14 protein-coding genes are annotated in these 14,866 nt (G+C 61.5%); 12 read left to right on the plus strand and 2 right to left on the minus strand.

Annotated elements, in window-relative coordinates; genetic code table 11:
- Window positions 1-5 precede the first annotated feature (5 nt).
- The 12 genes from ACKFRT_RS01200 to ACKFRT_RS01255 all read left to right on the plus strand — a co-directional run bounded on the left by ACKFRT_RS01200 (window position 6) and on the right by ACKFRT_RS01255 (window position 10,578).
- Window positions 6-503, plus strand: a complete 498-nt coding sequence (locus ACKFRT_RS01200) for a hypothetical protein (protein WP_408925465.1) — start codon at window positions 6-8, stop codon at window positions 501-503.
- Between the two features lie 486 nt (window positions 504-989).
- Window positions 990-1,790, plus strand: coding sequence for a F0F1 ATP synthase subunit A (gene atpB, locus ACKFRT_RS01205; RefSeq protein ID WP_408925466.1), 801 nt, complete (start codon window positions 990-992; stop codon window positions 1,788-1,790).
- A gap of 92 nt (window positions 1,791-1,882) precedes the next feature.
- Window positions 1,883-2,125 (plus strand): ATP synthase F0 subunit C, encoded by a 243-nt coding sequence (locus ACKFRT_RS01210; RefSeq protein WP_408925467.1) that lies wholly within the window; start codon window positions 1,883-1,885, stop codon window positions 2,123-2,125.
- Window positions 2,126-2,194: 69 nt separating this feature from the next.
- Window positions 2,195-2,755 carry a F0F1 ATP synthase subunit B gene (locus ACKFRT_RS01215; RefSeq protein WP_034985593.1) on the plus strand — a complete coding sequence of 187 codons (561 nt, stop codon included), beginning with the start codon at window positions 2,195-2,197 and terminating at the stop codon, window positions 2,753-2,755.
- Window positions 2,756-2,760: 5 nt separating this feature from the next.
- Entirely contained in the window at window positions 2,761-3,579 is an 819-nt protein-coding gene (locus ACKFRT_RS01220) for a F0F1 ATP synthase subunit delta (protein ID WP_408925468.1), read from the plus strand.
- Between the two features lie 86 nt (window positions 3,580-3,665).
- Entirely contained in the window at window positions 3,666-5,303 is a 1,638-nt protein-coding gene (atpA, locus tag ACKFRT_RS01225; RefSeq protein WP_408926114.1) for a F0F1 ATP synthase subunit alpha, read from the plus strand.
- A 66-nt stretch (window positions 5,304-5,369) separates the two neighbouring features.
- Complete coding sequence (locus tag ACKFRT_RS01230) at window positions 5,370-6,350, plus strand: F0F1 ATP synthase subunit gamma (protein ID WP_408925469.1); 981 nt, start codon at window positions 5,370-5,372, stop codon at window positions 6,348-6,350.
- 2 nt (window positions 6,351-6,352) lie between these two features.
- Window positions 6,353-7,798 (plus strand): F0F1 ATP synthase subunit beta, encoded by a 1,446-nt coding sequence (gene atpD / locus ACKFRT_RS01235; protein ID WP_293789799.1) that lies wholly within the window; start codon window positions 6,353-6,355, stop codon window positions 7,796-7,798.
- 12 nt (window positions 7,799-7,810) lie between these two features.
- Entirely contained in the window at window positions 7,811-8,182 is a 372-nt protein-coding gene (locus ACKFRT_RS01240) for a F0F1 ATP synthase subunit epsilon (protein WP_296215173.1), read from the plus strand.
- 104 nt (window positions 8,183-8,286) lie between these two features.
- The gene (locus ACKFRT_RS01245) at window positions 8,287-8,706 is read left to right on the plus strand and encodes a DUF2550 domain-containing protein (protein WP_296215171.1); all 420 of its coding nucleotides are present in this window, start codon (window positions 8,287-8,289) and stop codon (window positions 8,704-8,706) included.
- A 36-nt stretch (window positions 8,707-8,742) separates the two neighbouring features.
- Window positions 8,743-9,468, plus strand: coding sequence for an endonuclease NucS (gene nucS / locus ACKFRT_RS01250; protein WP_296215169.1), 726 nt, complete (start codon window positions 8,743-8,745; stop codon window positions 9,466-9,468).
- 81 nt (window positions 9,469-9,549) lie between these two features.
- Window positions 9,550-10,578, plus strand: a complete 1,029-nt coding sequence (locus ACKFRT_RS01255) for a tetratricopeptide repeat protein (protein WP_408925470.1) — start codon at window positions 9,550-9,552, stop codon at window positions 10,576-10,578.
- Between the two features lie 97 nt (window positions 10,579-10,675).
- Here ACKFRT_RS01255 and glgB read toward each other — a convergent pair whose 3' ends face one another.
- Together glgB and ACKFRT_RS01265 are read right to left on the minus strand one after the other, a co-directional pair.
- Entirely contained in the window at window positions 10,676-12,811 is a 2,136-nt protein-coding gene (glgB, locus tag ACKFRT_RS01260; RefSeq protein ID WP_408925471.1) for a 1,4-alpha-glucan branching protein GlgB, read from the minus strand.
- An 11-nt stretch (window positions 12,812-12,822) separates the two neighbouring features.
- Complete coding sequence (locus ACKFRT_RS01265) at window positions 12,823-14,847, minus strand: alpha-1,4-glucan--maltose-1-phosphate maltosyltransferase (RefSeq protein WP_408925472.1); 2,025 nt, start codon at window positions 14,845-14,847, stop codon at window positions 12,823-12,825.
- Window positions 14,848-14,866: the final 19 nt, after the last annotated feature.

Below are 14,866 nucleotides of genomic sequence, written 5' to 3' on the forward strand. Positions count from 1 at the left end.
TCGCCATGAGTGACGCGACTGAGAACAACGGTGCGGTGAACGACGGTGCGGTGAATAGCGGTGCGGGCGCCAACGAGCTACCCGAGCTCAACGACGTATCCCAAGCCAGCGACCACGTAGCTCCGCTGAAGGTCGCCATGCGCGCCGGGGCGCTAGCGCTGGTGGTGCTGGGCGCGCTGTCCCTTCTGGTCTGGGGCCTCATCAGTGGTGCCGCAGGGCTGTGGGGAGCAGGCATTGGGTGGCTGGTCGGCGGCGGATTTATGCTGCTGACGGTCGTGATCGTGCTGATTAGTTCCAACACGTCGCCGTCGATGACGATGGGACTGATCCTGGGTAGCTGGCTGGTGAAGGCGGCCGTGTTGCTGGGCATCCTGTTCTTCCTGAAGGATAAAACCTTCTACGACACTCCGGCACTAGCCGTGACAGTGATGTTGTGCATGATTGCCGTATTGATTATCGAAACGTTGGCAGTTACCCGTACCCAGAAGCTCTACATCAGCTAGGAGAGATCAGCTAGGCGAGATCAGCTAGGTGTTACCAGAAGCAGAGGCACGCTCAAGCTAAGGGCTAGTTCTCGCCTGTGCCCCGGATTGCGACCCGCACGCCGGGGCATATTCATGTTTCGGGTTCATGTTTCGGGGCGCGCTAAGGAGGGGCTGTGACGGTGTGATCGGCCCCGCACTGGGGTTGGCGGAATGCGGATGTTTGTTCAACCAAAACGTTGAAATGCACGACCAAGTGGGGGGACCCGTAAAGCGTTTCACTTAGCGATTCGCGAGTTAAAACTGATATTGTTCTATCGGGCCATTTATTGGCACACGTATGTGTGAACAGTAGATACGGCACCGGCTGATTATGTAGGGACGTGCGACGGAGTCCCTCAATATCGGCCTAACTCTTCGAAAAGAGACCTCCATCGCACCGCAGTGATTCTATGCAATCTTGCGGCCCAATCACGGGAGAGAACGCTGAGCGTAACAACCTTGGCCATGAAGGGCGAATTTCACGTGCCTTCATTGGAACACGAATTCTTCCCGGGGCAAGTGGATAGCGACCATCTGTGGTTCAGTGAGTTTGCTGGTGGAGCGTTCGCGCTCGACCGCCTCATGGTCATCCGTATTGTGATGATTCTGCTGGTTACCGCATTCTTCTTCTTTGCAATGCGGAAGCCGAAGCTGATTCCGAGCGGCGTACAGAACGTTGCTGAGTACTTCTTGGACTTCGTTCGGATTCACATCGCGGAGGATATCTTGGGCAAGAAGGAGGGGCGTAGGTTCCTGCCGATTATCGCCGCTATCTTCTTCACCGTCCTTGCCGTCAACATGTCGACGATCATTCCGTTCATGAACATTTCAGCCAGCGCTCGAGTGGGTCTGCCACTGGTGCTGGCTGTTGTTGCGTATATTGCATTCATCTACGCGGGTGTGAAGCGCTATGGTTTCGGCAAGTACATCAAGTCCTCGCTGATCATTCCTGGTTTGCCTTCCTGGCTCCACTTCATCGTGGCGCCGATCGAGGCATTCTCCACATTCGTCCTCCGTCCGGTAACGCTGACCATTCGTCTTATGGCGAATATGTTGGCTGGACACATCATCCTCGTCATGCTGTTCAGTGCCACGAACTTCTTCTTCTGGCAGATGAGCGGTTGGACCGTGGCTGCTGGCGGCACGATCCTCTTCGCGATCGCCTTCACCCTGTTCGAACTCATGGTGATCTTCCTGCAGGCATACATCTTCGCCCTGCTGACCGCCGTGTACATCGAGCTGTCCCTCCACGCAGACGAGCACTAATTCGCCCCTTTTAAGTACTCAAATGACCAGGCCGGACAACAACAAAAGAAAAGCTGCAACCGGCCGGTTCTCAGAAAGGTAATGGAAACCAAATGAACGACATCTTCCTCATCGCGCAGGACACCACCACCAAGTTCCAGGGCTTCGGCACTATCGGCTACGGCCTGGCTGCTATCGGCTCCGCTATCGGTGTGGGTAACGTTGCAGGTAAGACCGCTGAGGCTATGGCTCGCCAGCCCGAGATGGCCGGCCAGCTGCGCACCACCATGTTCCTGGGTATCGCTTTCGCCGAGGCACTGGCGCTGATCGGCTTCGTCGCCGGCTTCCTGTACTAATTTCAGTGCGATTGGCCGCTCGTTAAGAGCACTTTTTAACCACCGCACCAGAATCGAAAGCTGGAGACTATGACGAACACCTTTTTGTTAGCAGCTGAGAAGCTGCCAATGGAGGAGTCGGTGAACCCGCTGCTTCCTCCGCTGTACGACATCGTCTGGTCCATCATTCCTTTTGCAGTCATCCTGTTTGTCTTCTGGAAGTTCGTTCTTCCGAAGTTCCAGGAAGTGCTGAATCAGCGCGAGGATCAGATCGAGGGCGGCATTCGGCGCGCCGAGTCCGCTCAGGCAGAAGCTAAGGCTGCCTTGGAGAAGTACAACGCTCAGCTTGCTGAGGCACGCACTGAGGCTGCCCAGATTCGTGATGACGCCCGTTCCCAGGGCCAGAAGATCATTGCGGACATGAAGGCTCAGGCAACCGAAGAGTCCAACCGTATCGTCGAGTCGGGCCACAAGCAGCTCGAGGCACAGCGTTCTGCCGTTGTTACCGACCTGCGCAAGGAGATGGGTGAGAACTCCATCAACTTGGCTGAGCGCCTGCTGGGCGAGCAGCTGTCGGACGACGTGAAGCGCTCGGGCACCATCGATAACTTCCTCGCCGGACTGGACAACGTCGGCGCATCCGGGAAGTGATCGGTATGCACGCAGCGAGCCGAGAGGCAATTGAGCGCCTCGAGCAGACTCTGGACCAGGGGCTGAACGAGACCTCCGACAAAGTGGGCACCGGTGTAACCACCGGCACCGAGCTGTTCGACGTCGTCGAGCTGCTCGACAGTGACCGCGGCTTGCGTGTCGCGCTGATCGACCCGGCGAGGGATGCCAACACCCGCGCAGAACTGGCAAAGAGCCTGTTCGGCGGCAAGGTATCTGCCTCGTCGGAAGAAATCGTGTCTGCTGCTGTATCCCAGACGTGGTCTAACACTCGCGACCTGCGCGACGGACTGGTAAAGCTGGGCCGCCTGGCTCTGCTGCGCGCCGCCGACGCCCAGGGGCAGCAGGACCGCGTTGAAGACGAACTGTTCCAGCTGGCTCGCACCATCGAGCGTCAGCCGGAGCTGGAACTGAAGCTAGCCGATCGCGCCGCATCCCCGGATGCACGCCGCGACCTGCTGGCGAAGGTTCTATACGGAAAGGTCACCTCCACGACCGAGGCTCTGGCGCTGCAGGCAATTGGCCGTCTGCGTCAACGTCCAGTCGAGGAACTTGACTCGTTGACGGATGAGGTAGCTGCACTGGAGGGACGCACCGTAGCGCGCGTCCGTTCCGCAGCCGCCCTGGGTGAACAGCAGAAGTCGACTCTGTCGGACAAGCTGGAAAAGATTTACGGTCGTAAGATTGCGGTCCACTCCGAGGTTGATACCAGCCTCCTCGGCGGTGCCGTGATCCGCGTCGGTCACGAAGTTATCGACGGCAGCACTGCAGGCAACCTGCAGCGCCTGCGCCAGTCGATCGCTTAGGGCGTCACCAAAAAACGCCTAAAGAAACCGACACAGACCAAGCAAGAGAATAAATGCTGGAAGACGAAACCGAGAGCAGGAAGAACATGGCGGAGCTGACGATCTCCTCCGATGAGATCCGTAGCGCGATTGCGAACTACACCTCGAGCTACTCCCCGGAGGCCTCCCGTGAGGAGGTCGGCGTGGTCACGGCGGCTGCAGACGGTATTGCCCAGGTAAGCGGCATGCCTTCTGTGATGGCTAACGAGCTACTCGAGTTCCCAGGCGGCGTGATTGGCGTCGCACAGAACCTCGACACCGACACCGTCGGCGTCGTGATCCTGGGTAACTTCGAATCCCTCAAGGAGGGCGACGAGGTCAAGAGGACCGGCGAGGTCCTGTCCATCCCGGTCGGGGAGAAGTTCCTCGGCCGCGTTATTAACCCCCTGGGTCAGGCCATCGACGGCCTGGGCGACATCGAGTCCGAGGAAGAACGAGCCCTCGAACTCCAGGCGCCCTCCGTGCTGATGCGTCAGCCTGTCGAGGAGCCGATGCAGACCGGCATCAAGGCTATCGACGCAATGACCCCGATCGGCCGTGGTCAGCGCCAGCTGATCATTGGCGACCGCAAGACCGGTAAGACCTCGGTCTGCATCGATACCATCCTGAACCAGCGCGACAACTGGGCAACCGGCGACCCGAAGCAGCAGGTTCGCTGCATCTACGTTGCCATCGGCCAGAAGGGCTCTACGATCGCCTCGATCCGTAAGACCCTGGAAGACCACGGCGCGCTGGAGTACACCACCATCGTGGCAGCACCGGCATCCGACTCCGCCGGCTTCAAGTGGCTGGCACCGTTCACCGGTGCCGCACTGGGTCAGCACTGGATGTACCAGGGCAAGCACGTCCTGGTTATCTACGATGATCTGACCAAGCAGGCTGAGGCCTACCGTGCGATCTCCCTGCTGCTGCGTCGCCCACCGGGCCGTGAGGCATACCCAGGTGACGTCTTCTACCTGCACTCCCGTCTGCTGGAGCGTGCAGCGAAGCTCAACGACGAGCTGGGCGGCGGTTCCCTGACCGCACTGCCGATCATTGAGACGAAGGCAAACGACGTGTCTGCCTTCATTCCCACCAACGTTATTTCCATTACCGACGGTCAGGTATTCCTGGAGTCCGACCTGTTCAACCAGGGTGTCCGACCGGCTATCAACGTTGGTGTGTCCGTCTCCCGTGTTGGTGGTGCCGCACAGACCAAGGGCATGAAGAAGGTGTCCGGCTCCCTGCGTCTGGACCTGGCTGCCTACCGTGACCTGGAGGCCTTCGCAGCCTTCGCGTCCGACCTGGATCCAGCCTCCAAGGCACAGCTGGAGCGCGGTAAGCGCCTGGTTGAGCTGCTGAAGCAGAAGGAGACCGAGCCGCAGTCCGTTGAGGACCAGATGGTTTCCATCTACCTGGCTGGCGAGGGCGAGTTCGACGACGTTCCGGTTGAGGACGTTCGCCGCTTCGAGTCCGAGCTGCTGGAGAACCTGCACGCTTCCCACGGTGGCGTGTTCGAGCAGATCAAGGGTGGCACCCCGTTCAACGACGAGTCCAAGGCCGCACTGGCTGGTGCTGTTCAGGACTTCAAGCAGGGCTTCCAGACCACCGACGGCACCCCTGTCATCAACGAGCCTGAGGCTCGTCCGCTTGGCGACGACGAGGTCTCCAAGTCTCAGATCACTGTCTCCCGCAAAGCAAAGTAACCGCGGAAGGTAAGTGAGCACAGTGACCACCAAGAACATTAATGAAACAGAAGGGAGGCGATAGTTATGGCTAGTCTTCGCGAGCTGAGGACACGCATCAAGTCCGTGAACTCAACGAAGAAGATCACGAAGGCCCAGGAGCTCATCGCCACCTCGAGGATCACCAAGGCTCAGGCGCGCGTTGCGGATGCAGAGCCCTACGCGGATGAGATCACCCGCGTGGTTCAGCGTCTGGCATCCGCAAGCTCCCTGGATCACAAGATCCTGCAGGAGCCTGTCGGGGCTTCCCGTGCCGCGATCCTCGTGGTTTCAAGTGACCGTGGCATGTGCGGTGGCTACAACAACAACGTCTTCAAGAAGACTGCAGAGTTGCGCAAGCGCCTGGAGAACGAAGGCAAGGACGTTGTTCTGTACGTCTCTGGTAACAAGGGCATCTCCTACTACAACTTCCGCGGTGAGGACATCGCAGGCGCCTGGTCGGGTTACTCCCAGGATCCCGACTACGCAGCCACCCACGATGTTCGTCGCCACCTGATTGATGGCTTCGTCGCCGGTTCCGAGGGAACCGCTAAGTGGCGTGAGGGCCTCAATGTGGAAGAAGGACAGGGCATTCAGGGATTCGACGAGGTGCACATTGTGTACACCCGTTTCGTTTCCATGCTGAGCCAGACCCCAGAGGCACACCGACTGTTGCCGATCGAGACTGTGGTTGAGGAAGAAAAGCTGGAACTCGGCGAGGACTTGGTCTCCGACAAGGCCGACCATGTCGCTGCCGACTACGACTTTGAACCCGACCCAGACACCCTGTTGAAGGCTTTGCTGCCGCAGTATGTCTCCCGAGGCATCTTCGCAGCAATGCTGGAGTCTGCGGCGTCGGAATCCGCAGCGCGTCGTACCGCGATGAGCGCCGCAACCGACAACGCGACCGACCTGGTCAAGCAGCTCTCGCGAGTGGCTAACCAGGCTCGTCAGGCCCAGATTACCCAGGAAATTACAGAGATCGTCGGTGGCGCATCCGCGCTCGCCGATAGCGGAGAAAGTGATTAAGTATGACTACAGCAAACAAGATTCAGCAGCCCGCTGAATCGGCTGTTGCGGGCCGCGTCGTGCGAGTTATCGGCCCGGTCGTCGACGTGGAGTTTCCGCGTGGCCAGCAGCCAGCACTGTTCAACGCCCTGACCGTCGAGGTGGACCTCGAGGCAGTGGCAAAGACCATCACCCTGGAGGTCGCACAGCACCTCGGGGACAACCTCGTTCGCGCCGTGTCCATGGCTCCGACCGACGGTCTGATCCGTGGCGCCGCGGTTACCGACACCGGTAAGCCGATTTCCGTGCCCGTCGGTGACGTCGTCAAGGGCCACGTCTTCAACGCGCTGGGCGACTGCCTGGACGAGCCAGGTCTGGGCCGCGACGGCGAGCAGTGGGGCATCCACCGCGAGCCGCCGGCATTCGACCAGCTCGAGGGTAAGACCGAGATCCTGGAGACCGGTATTAAGGTCATCGACCTGCTGACCCCGTACGTCAAGGGCGGCAAGATCGGCCTATTCGGTGGTGCAGGTGTGGGTAAGACGGTGCTCATCCAGGAGATGATTACCCGTATTGCTCGCGAGTTCTCCGGTACCTCCGTGTTCGCAGGTGTTGGTGAGCGTACCCGTGAGGGCACCGACCTCTTCCTGGAAATGGAAGAGATGGGCGTGCTGCAGGATACTGCGCTTGTGTTCGGCCAGATGGACGAGCCGCCGGGAGTCCGTATGCGCGTGGCTCTGTCCGGTCTGACCATGGCGGAGTACTTCCGCGATGTACAGAACCAGGACGTGCTGCTGTTCATCGACAACATCTTCCGTTTCACCCAGGCCGGCTCTGAGGTATCGACCCTGCTGGGTCGTATGCCTTCCGCCGTGGGCTACCAGCCCACCCTGGCTGACGAGATGGGTGTGCTGCAGGAGCGTATTACCTCGACCAAGGGTCGTTCCATTACCTCCCTGCAGGCCGTGTACGTGCCGGCCGATGACTACACCGACCCGGCACCGGCTACGACCTTCGCCCACCTGGATGCGACCACCGAGCTGGATCGTTCCATCGCCTCGAAGGGTATTTACCCTGCTGTGAACCCGCTGACCTCTACCTCTCGTATCCTCGAGCCGGGTATCGTCGGCGAGCGTCACTACGAGGTTGCTCAGCGCGTGATCCACATCCTGCAGAAGAACAAGGAACTGCAGGACATCATCGCCATCCTGGGTATGGACGAGCTCTCGGAAGAGGACAAGATCACCGTTCAACGCGCACGTCGCCTGGAGCGCTTCCTGGGCCAGAACTTCTTCGTTGCGGAGAAGTTCACCGGCCTGCCGGGCTCCTACGTGCCACTGAAGGACACGATCGATGCCTTCGAGCGCATCTGCGATGGCGAGTTCGACGCGTACCCGGAGCAGGCCTTCAACGGTCTGGGTGGTCTCGACGACGTCGAGGCCGCTTACAAGAAGATGACCGAAAAGTAAGGGGTTAAGCACATGGCTGAGATTGCCGCACAACTGGTCTCCGTGGAGCGTCCGCTGTGGGTTGGTACCGCAACGTCCGTCACTGCGCAGACCACTGAGGGCGAGATCGGCGTGCTCCCTGGTCACGAGCCCCTGCTCGGCCAGCTGGTCGAGAACGGCGTCGTTACCATTCGGACCAACTCTGGTGAGAAGCTGGTCGCCGCGGTACAGGGCGGGTTCCTGTCCGTGTCCGACAAAAAGATCACCATCCTGGCGGATTCTGCAACGTGGGCCAACGAGGTCAACGTTGCGGATGCCGAGTCTCGCGTACAGTCCGCCGAGACTGAGCACGACAAGGCAGTCGCCGAGTCCGAGCTGCGCGCTGTGAAGCGTTTGGACGTCTAGCTGAGACTAGCTCTTACGTCCCTGATAAACGGGTTCCACTCTTTTCTTAGAGTGGGGCCCGTTTTGCTCTCTCGAAACCTCCTTCATGGCTGTAAGTTAGGGACATGGCGTGGTTGTGGTATTTCCTAGCGGCGGTGGTGCTATTCATCATCGTTGTGGTCGTGTGGCGATTTTTTGCGTTGCGCTCCCAGGGGTATCCCGTGGTTGTCCGGCGCCTACCGAATTCCGATGGCAGGCACTGGCGGCACGGGATTTTGAAGTATTCGGGCCAGTCCGCCCAATTCCACAAGCTGCGCAGCCTGCGCCCGGCTTCGGACGTTGTGCTCACTCGCCTGGGCACTACTATCGTGTCGCGCCGCGAAATTACACAGCGCGAGTCCGCCTTTTTGGAAGACAACGTCCACGTTGTCGAGGTTGCGCATCGTTCCACGCATTGGGAGATCGCCCTGGATAGCGCCGGCGATACCGCACTGGTGGCGTGGCTCGAGTCGGCGCCCTCCGAGCGGCGCATACCCCGCCACTGATTCGCCGCCAGCCGCCGTAGCGTAGTCTAAACAACCATGCGCTTAGTCATTGCTCGTTGCTGTGTCGATTACGTCGGCCGTCTCGAGGCTCATCTGCCTCCAGCCGATCGCCTGATCCTGGTCAAGGCCGACGGTTCGGTCTCCATCCACGCCGACGATCGCGCCTACAAGCCGCTCAACTGGATGATGCCGCCGTGTACCCTCGAGGCCGTCGAAGCTAGCTCTTTTGATGGTGATGACGCCCCTACGGAGTATGCGGAGCTAGACAACGAAGGAGTCGAGCAGTTGTGGATCGTAGCGAACCCCAAGGGGGAGCAGCTGCGAATTCAGATCTTCGAGATCTTTTCAGATACGGAGCATGATCTGGGGGAGGATCCGGGCTTGGTTAAGGATGGTGTGGAAGCGCACCTGCAGGAGCTGTTGGCAGAGCAGATTGAGATCTTGGGTGAGGGGTACTCCTTGGTTCGTCGCGAGTATCCGACGGCTATTGGACCGGTGGATATTCTGTCCAAAGACTCGACGGGCGCGACGGTGGCGGTGGAGATCAAGCGCCGCGGCGGCATCGACGGTGTGGAGCAGCTTACTCGCTACGTGGAGCTGCTGAACCGCGACGAACTGCTAGCGCCGGTGACAGGTGTGTTTGCAGCTCAAGAAATCAAGCCCCAGGCGCGCACGCTGGCAGAGGATCGCGGATTCCGGTGCGTTACGCTGGACTACGAAGCAATGCGAGGAACCGATTCCTCGGAGCTGAGGCTCTTTTAAGACTGAGCGGCTGCTCGCTGGTGGCCATCCCTCGCGCGCGCAGAGAGCGCGGGAGGACTAAGCAGAAAGGACACTTCCAAGGTGACTAATCCTTCTAATATCCCTCCGTCCCGTTTTGTGGCCGGTGCAGTGGATCTGGGTGCGGTAAAACAGCAGGCAGAGCAGCGCGCACAGGCGCAGGCCGCGCAGCGCGCACAGGCGCAGGCCGCGCAGGCGGGCGCAGCTGGTGGTGCAGCCGGTGGTTCAGCCACGGGCGGAACCGTGGCGTTCGTCAGCACGATCACCCCAGAGAACTTCGAGTTCGACCTGGTGGTACGTTCCACGCAGGTGCCAGTGATCACGCTGCTCGGCTCCGCGCGCTCGGATGCTTCGGAGCAGATGCGCGCTGACTTCATCACGCTGGCTGAATCCCAGCAGGCGCCGACGAAGTGGCTGTTCCGCTATGTGGATGTGGATGCCACCCCGGAGGTAGCCCAGGCTTTCGGCGTGCAGGCGATCCCCACTGTGATTGCCTTGGCTGCCGGCCGTCCGCTGACAAACTTCGAGGGCGGCCAGCCCGCCGCCCAGTTGCACGGTTGGGTCGATGCAGTGGTAGAAGCCGTTGATGGCAAGCTGCGTGGTCTGGCTCCGGAGGAGGATCCGGCCAACGGCGCCGGTGCGGCTAGCGCGGGCGAGGGCGCGGGCGCCGATGGCGTGGATCCGGATCACGGAGACCCGCGACTGGCTGCCGCTGCAGAGAAGCTGGAGCAAGAGGACTATGCGGGTGCCGTTGCCGAGTACGATGCGATCCTGGCCGCCGCCCAGCAATCGGCCGAGCGGGTTGATGAGGAAGTTGTGGCGGAGGCTCGCGCAGCCCGCGCAAACGCCCTGCTGATGCAGCGCCTGTCCACCGGTGGCGACGAATATGCGGAGTCCGATCGCCTGCTTTTGGCTGGGGACAAGCCTCAGGCCTTCGATCTGCTCATTGAGGAACTGCGCCCCTCCGCCGAGGGCGGTGCGGAACACAAAAAGCAGGCGAAGGCTCGCCTGCTTGAGTTGTTCGCACTGTTCGACCCTGCAGATCCGGAGGTCATCGCGGGGCGCACCCGTATGGCGTCCGCGCTGTTCTAACCCCGCCCCCCGGAGACGGTGAGCCGACCGCCCGCTGGCTCGCCGGCTCGCTGCTGGAGCAAGGGCCAGCGGGCAAGGGCCGGCGGGCCAGCGGCTCTTAACCCTCCAGCACGAACCAACGGGCCGTGTGCGCCGGGATCTGCAGCACGGCGGAGGCATCCATACCGTGGGAGCCAGTGGGCTCCGTGTGCAGGTCTCCGTTGACGCGTCCGGCGCCCTCGTACTGCACGTCGTCGGTGTTTAGCACCTCGCGCCACGTCCCGGCCTGTGGCAGGCCGATGCGGTAGTTCTCCTGGGTGGTGCCCGAGAAGTTAATAACACACGCCAGCTCGCGCCCACGGTGGCGTCGCACAAAAGAAAGAACGTTGTTCGCCGAGTCGTCGCTGGCGATCCACTGGAAGCCCTCCGGAGCGTGATCCTGGCCCAGAGCGGGCTCGGAGTGGTAGAGCTTGTTCAGCTGGCTAGTCAGGGTGCTGATTCCGCGGTGGAACTCGCCCTCCCAGCCCTCGAGGTTCTGCCAATCCAGGCCGCGGGATTCGTTCCACTCCTCAGTCTGGCCCCATTCCTGGCCCTGGAAAAGCAGCTTCTTGCCCGGGTGCGCCCACATAAAGGCCAGGTAGCTGCGAACCATCGCGGCCTTATCCCACGCGGAACCAGCGGGCATACGCGACCATAGAGTGCCCTTGCCGTGGACGACCTCGTCGTGGCTGATCGGCAGCACGTACTTCTCGGAATAGGCGTAGACCATAGAGAAGGTGATTTCGTTGTGGTGGTAGCTACGGTAGGCCGGGTCGCGCTGGATGTATTCCAGGCTGTCGTGCATCCAGCCCATGTTCCACTTCAAGCTGAAGCCCAGGCCACCCTCACTGGTGGGGGCGGTCACTCCTGGCCAGGAAGTCGACTCTTCGGCAATGGTCAACGAACCCGGGCACTCGCGGTGCACGGTGGCGTTCATTTCCTTGAGGAACTCCACGGCATCCAGGTTCTCGCGGCCGCCGAACTCGTTGGGCAGCCAGTCGTCGCGGGAGTAGTCCAGGTAGAGGATGGACGCTACGGCATCTACACGCAGGCCATCGATGTGGAACTCCTTGCACCAGTACAGCGCGTTGGCCACCAGAAAGTTGCGGACCTCGTTGCGCCCAAAGTCGAAGACGTAGGTGCCCCAGTCTGGCTGCTCGCCGCGGCGGGCGTCCGGGTGCTCGTAGCAAGCCTCGCCGTCGAAGCGCCCCAGCGCCCAGCCGTCCTTGGGGAAGTGGCCGGGAACCCAGTCCATGATCACACCGATTCCGGCGCGGTGCAGAGAGTCGATCAGCAGGCGCAGGTCGTCCGGGGTGCCGTAGCGGTTGTTCGGCGCGTAGTAGCTGGTCACCTGGTAGCCCCACGAGGGCTCGAACGGGTGCTCGGAGACACCCATCAGCTCTACGTGCGTGTATCCCATCTTCGTAACGTATTCCACCAGCTCCACGGCAAGCTCCTGGTAGCTCAAGCCCTTGCGCCAGCTGCCCAGGTGCATTTCGTAGATGCTCATCGTCTCGTCCACGCCCACGGCCGCGCGGTGAGCTAGCCATTCGTCGTCGGCCCAGGTGAACTCGCTGTCCGCGACCACGATGGAGGCGGTTGCCGGGGCAGGTTCCGCCCACCGCGCCATCGGATCCGCCTTATCCAAACGCACTCCATCACCGGTGGTGATGGAGAACTTGTAGTGCGCTCCAGCGCCAATGCCCGGGAGCCACAGCTCCCAGATGCCGCTGCTGCCGAGCGCGCGCATGGGGTGCTGGTTGGCGTTCCAGCCGTTGAAGTCACCGATCACGGATACGCCTGCGGCATGCGGAGCCCACACGGAAAACGCCACGCCGCCATCGAGCACGTGCGCACCGAGAACCTTCCACAGCTCCTCGTGGCGCCCTTCGCCGATGAGGTAACGGTCCAGGTCGCCGACGGTTGGCAGGCGCCGGTAGGGATCTTCCAGGGTGGTGGTTGTGCCGCCTGCCCAGGTGATCTCAAAAACGTAGGTGTCTACGAAGTAGTCGACGGTGGTGGAAAATAGCGCTGGGTATTCCTCCGCCGGTGCCATCGGCTCCGGCTCCCCGCCGTTAATACGGACGGCAACGGACTCCGCCCCGCACTGCGCTGTGCGGATGGTAGTGGTTCCGTCGCCGTTGTCGTGCGCTCCCAACACGTCGTGGGGGGCGTGGTGCCTACGTTCTGCGAGCCGGTGATAGTCGTGGTTCATACCCGCCGATTCTACCTGCGGGGATCGTATTCTTCCTGGGCTCGCATGCAGACGCGCTCGCGCTCACCCTCACCAAGGGTAGGTAGCTGGAAGATGTGCGCGACCTGGAAGTTCGGATCCAGGCGCACATAGTTGCTGGCACTCCAGGTGTAGGTCTGGTTCGTCGGCAGGTCGGTGACCTCGAAGTGCGCGTCCTCCGGTGCACCCAGGCCGAGAGCCTCGGTATCCAGGTTCACAGCCCCCTCGACGATCGCGTTCGGGTTGAGGTTGACCACCACGAGCACGGCGTTGCCGGTTACACCGTCCACCTTCGAGTATGCGATGAGGTCGTCGCTTGTGGTCTCGTGCAAGCGCAGGGTGCGCTGCTGCTGTAGCGCCGGGTTTTCTTGACGCCACGTGTTCAGATCCCTAATCCATTCAGAGCAATTGTCCACCGTGTAGTCGCGCGGACGCAGTTCATACTTCTCGGAATCCAGGTACTCTTCCGAGCCGACGTGGACCGGGGTGGATTCGTAGATCTCGAAGCCGGAGTACACACCCCACAGTGGAGACATCGTGGCAGCCAGGGCAGCGCGGATGGCGAACATGGCCTTGCCGCCGATCTGCAGGGATTCGTGCAGGATGTCTGGGGTGTTAACGAAGAGGTTCGGGCGGAAGACGTCGGCGTAGTTGGCGATGTCCCCGGCGAACTCCTCTAGCTCTTCCTTGGTGGTCTTCCAGGTGAAGTAGCTGTAGGACTGCGTGAAACCGGCCTTGGCCAGACCGTACAGTCGCGGCGGGCGGGTGAATGCCTCGGAGAGGAAAACCACGTCCGGGTCGGTGGCGTGGATCTCGGCGATCAGCCACTGCCAGAAGTTCGCGGGCTTGGTGTGGGGGTTATCTACGCGGAAGATGCGCACGCCGCGGCCGATCCACAGCCGCACGACCTTCAGTACCTCGTGGTACAGCCCTTCCGGGTCGTTGTCGAAGTTCAGCGGGTAGATGTCTTGGTACTTCTTCGGCGGGTTTTCCGCGTATGCGATGGTGCCGTCCGGCAGGACGGTGAACCACTCCGGGTGCTCCTGGGCCCATGGGTGGTCGGGTGCACACTGCAGCGCCAGGTCCAGGGCTACCTTCAGCCCCTGGTTGTTGGCGGCGGCGACGAAATTCTCAAAGTCCTCAACGGTGCCCAGGCGCGGGTGAACTGCCTCGTGGCCGCCGTCCTTGGAACCGATGGCCCAGGGGGAGCCGACGTCTTCCGGGGTGGGGGTCAGGGTGTTGTTTTTGCCCTTCCGGTTGACCTCGCCGATCGGGTGGATGGGCGGCAGGTAGACTACGTCGAAGCCCATGCCCGCGATGCGTGGCAGATCCGCCGCGGCGGTGGCGAAGGTGCCGTGCACCGGGTTGCCCTCTGCATCCCAGCCGCCCGTGGAGCGTGGGAACATCTCGTACCAAGCGCCTACGCCGGCGGTCTTTTCCTCCACCAGCACGTGGAACTCCGGTCCGCGGGTCAATAGGTCGCGCAGCGGGCGCTTGTCCAGAGCCTGCTTGACCTCTGGGGACAGGGCAGTGGCCAGGCGCTCGTCGATGCTTAAGGACTCGTCACGCAGCTGGCCAGGGACGGAAGACACCAGATCGCGGTGCTTGCGGGAGGCCTTTTCTGCGGCCCGCTCGAACAGGCGCGCGCCGAGCTCAAAGTCGTTTGCCAACGCCTGGGCATCCTGGCCCGCGGCTACCTTCTTGGTGATGGCGTTGAACCATGTGGCGGCTGGATCCGACCAGGCGTCCACACGAAAAGTCCACATGCCCGGCACATCCGGAACGAACACGGCATGGCGACGGTCAACGTCCTCGGGATCCTGCGACATGGTGATCTTCGCACGGCCGCCTTCTGCGCCAGCGGGGCGGCGGACGACGAGGGTGGCGGAGATAGCGTCGTGCCCCTCACGCCACACGCTGGCGCTTACCGGGAATACCTGGCCGACGATGGCCTTAGCGGGGGTAGCTCCGTGGGAGATGACGGGGGAGATGCAGTCGATGCCAAGGCGGCCGATCATGGGGGAAGCTCCTTCGAAT

Origin of the sequence: Corynebacterium jamesii, assembly GCF_046097395.1 — a bacterium.
GTDB lineage: Bacteria > Actinomycetota > Actinomycetes > Mycobacteriales > Mycobacteriaceae > Corynebacterium.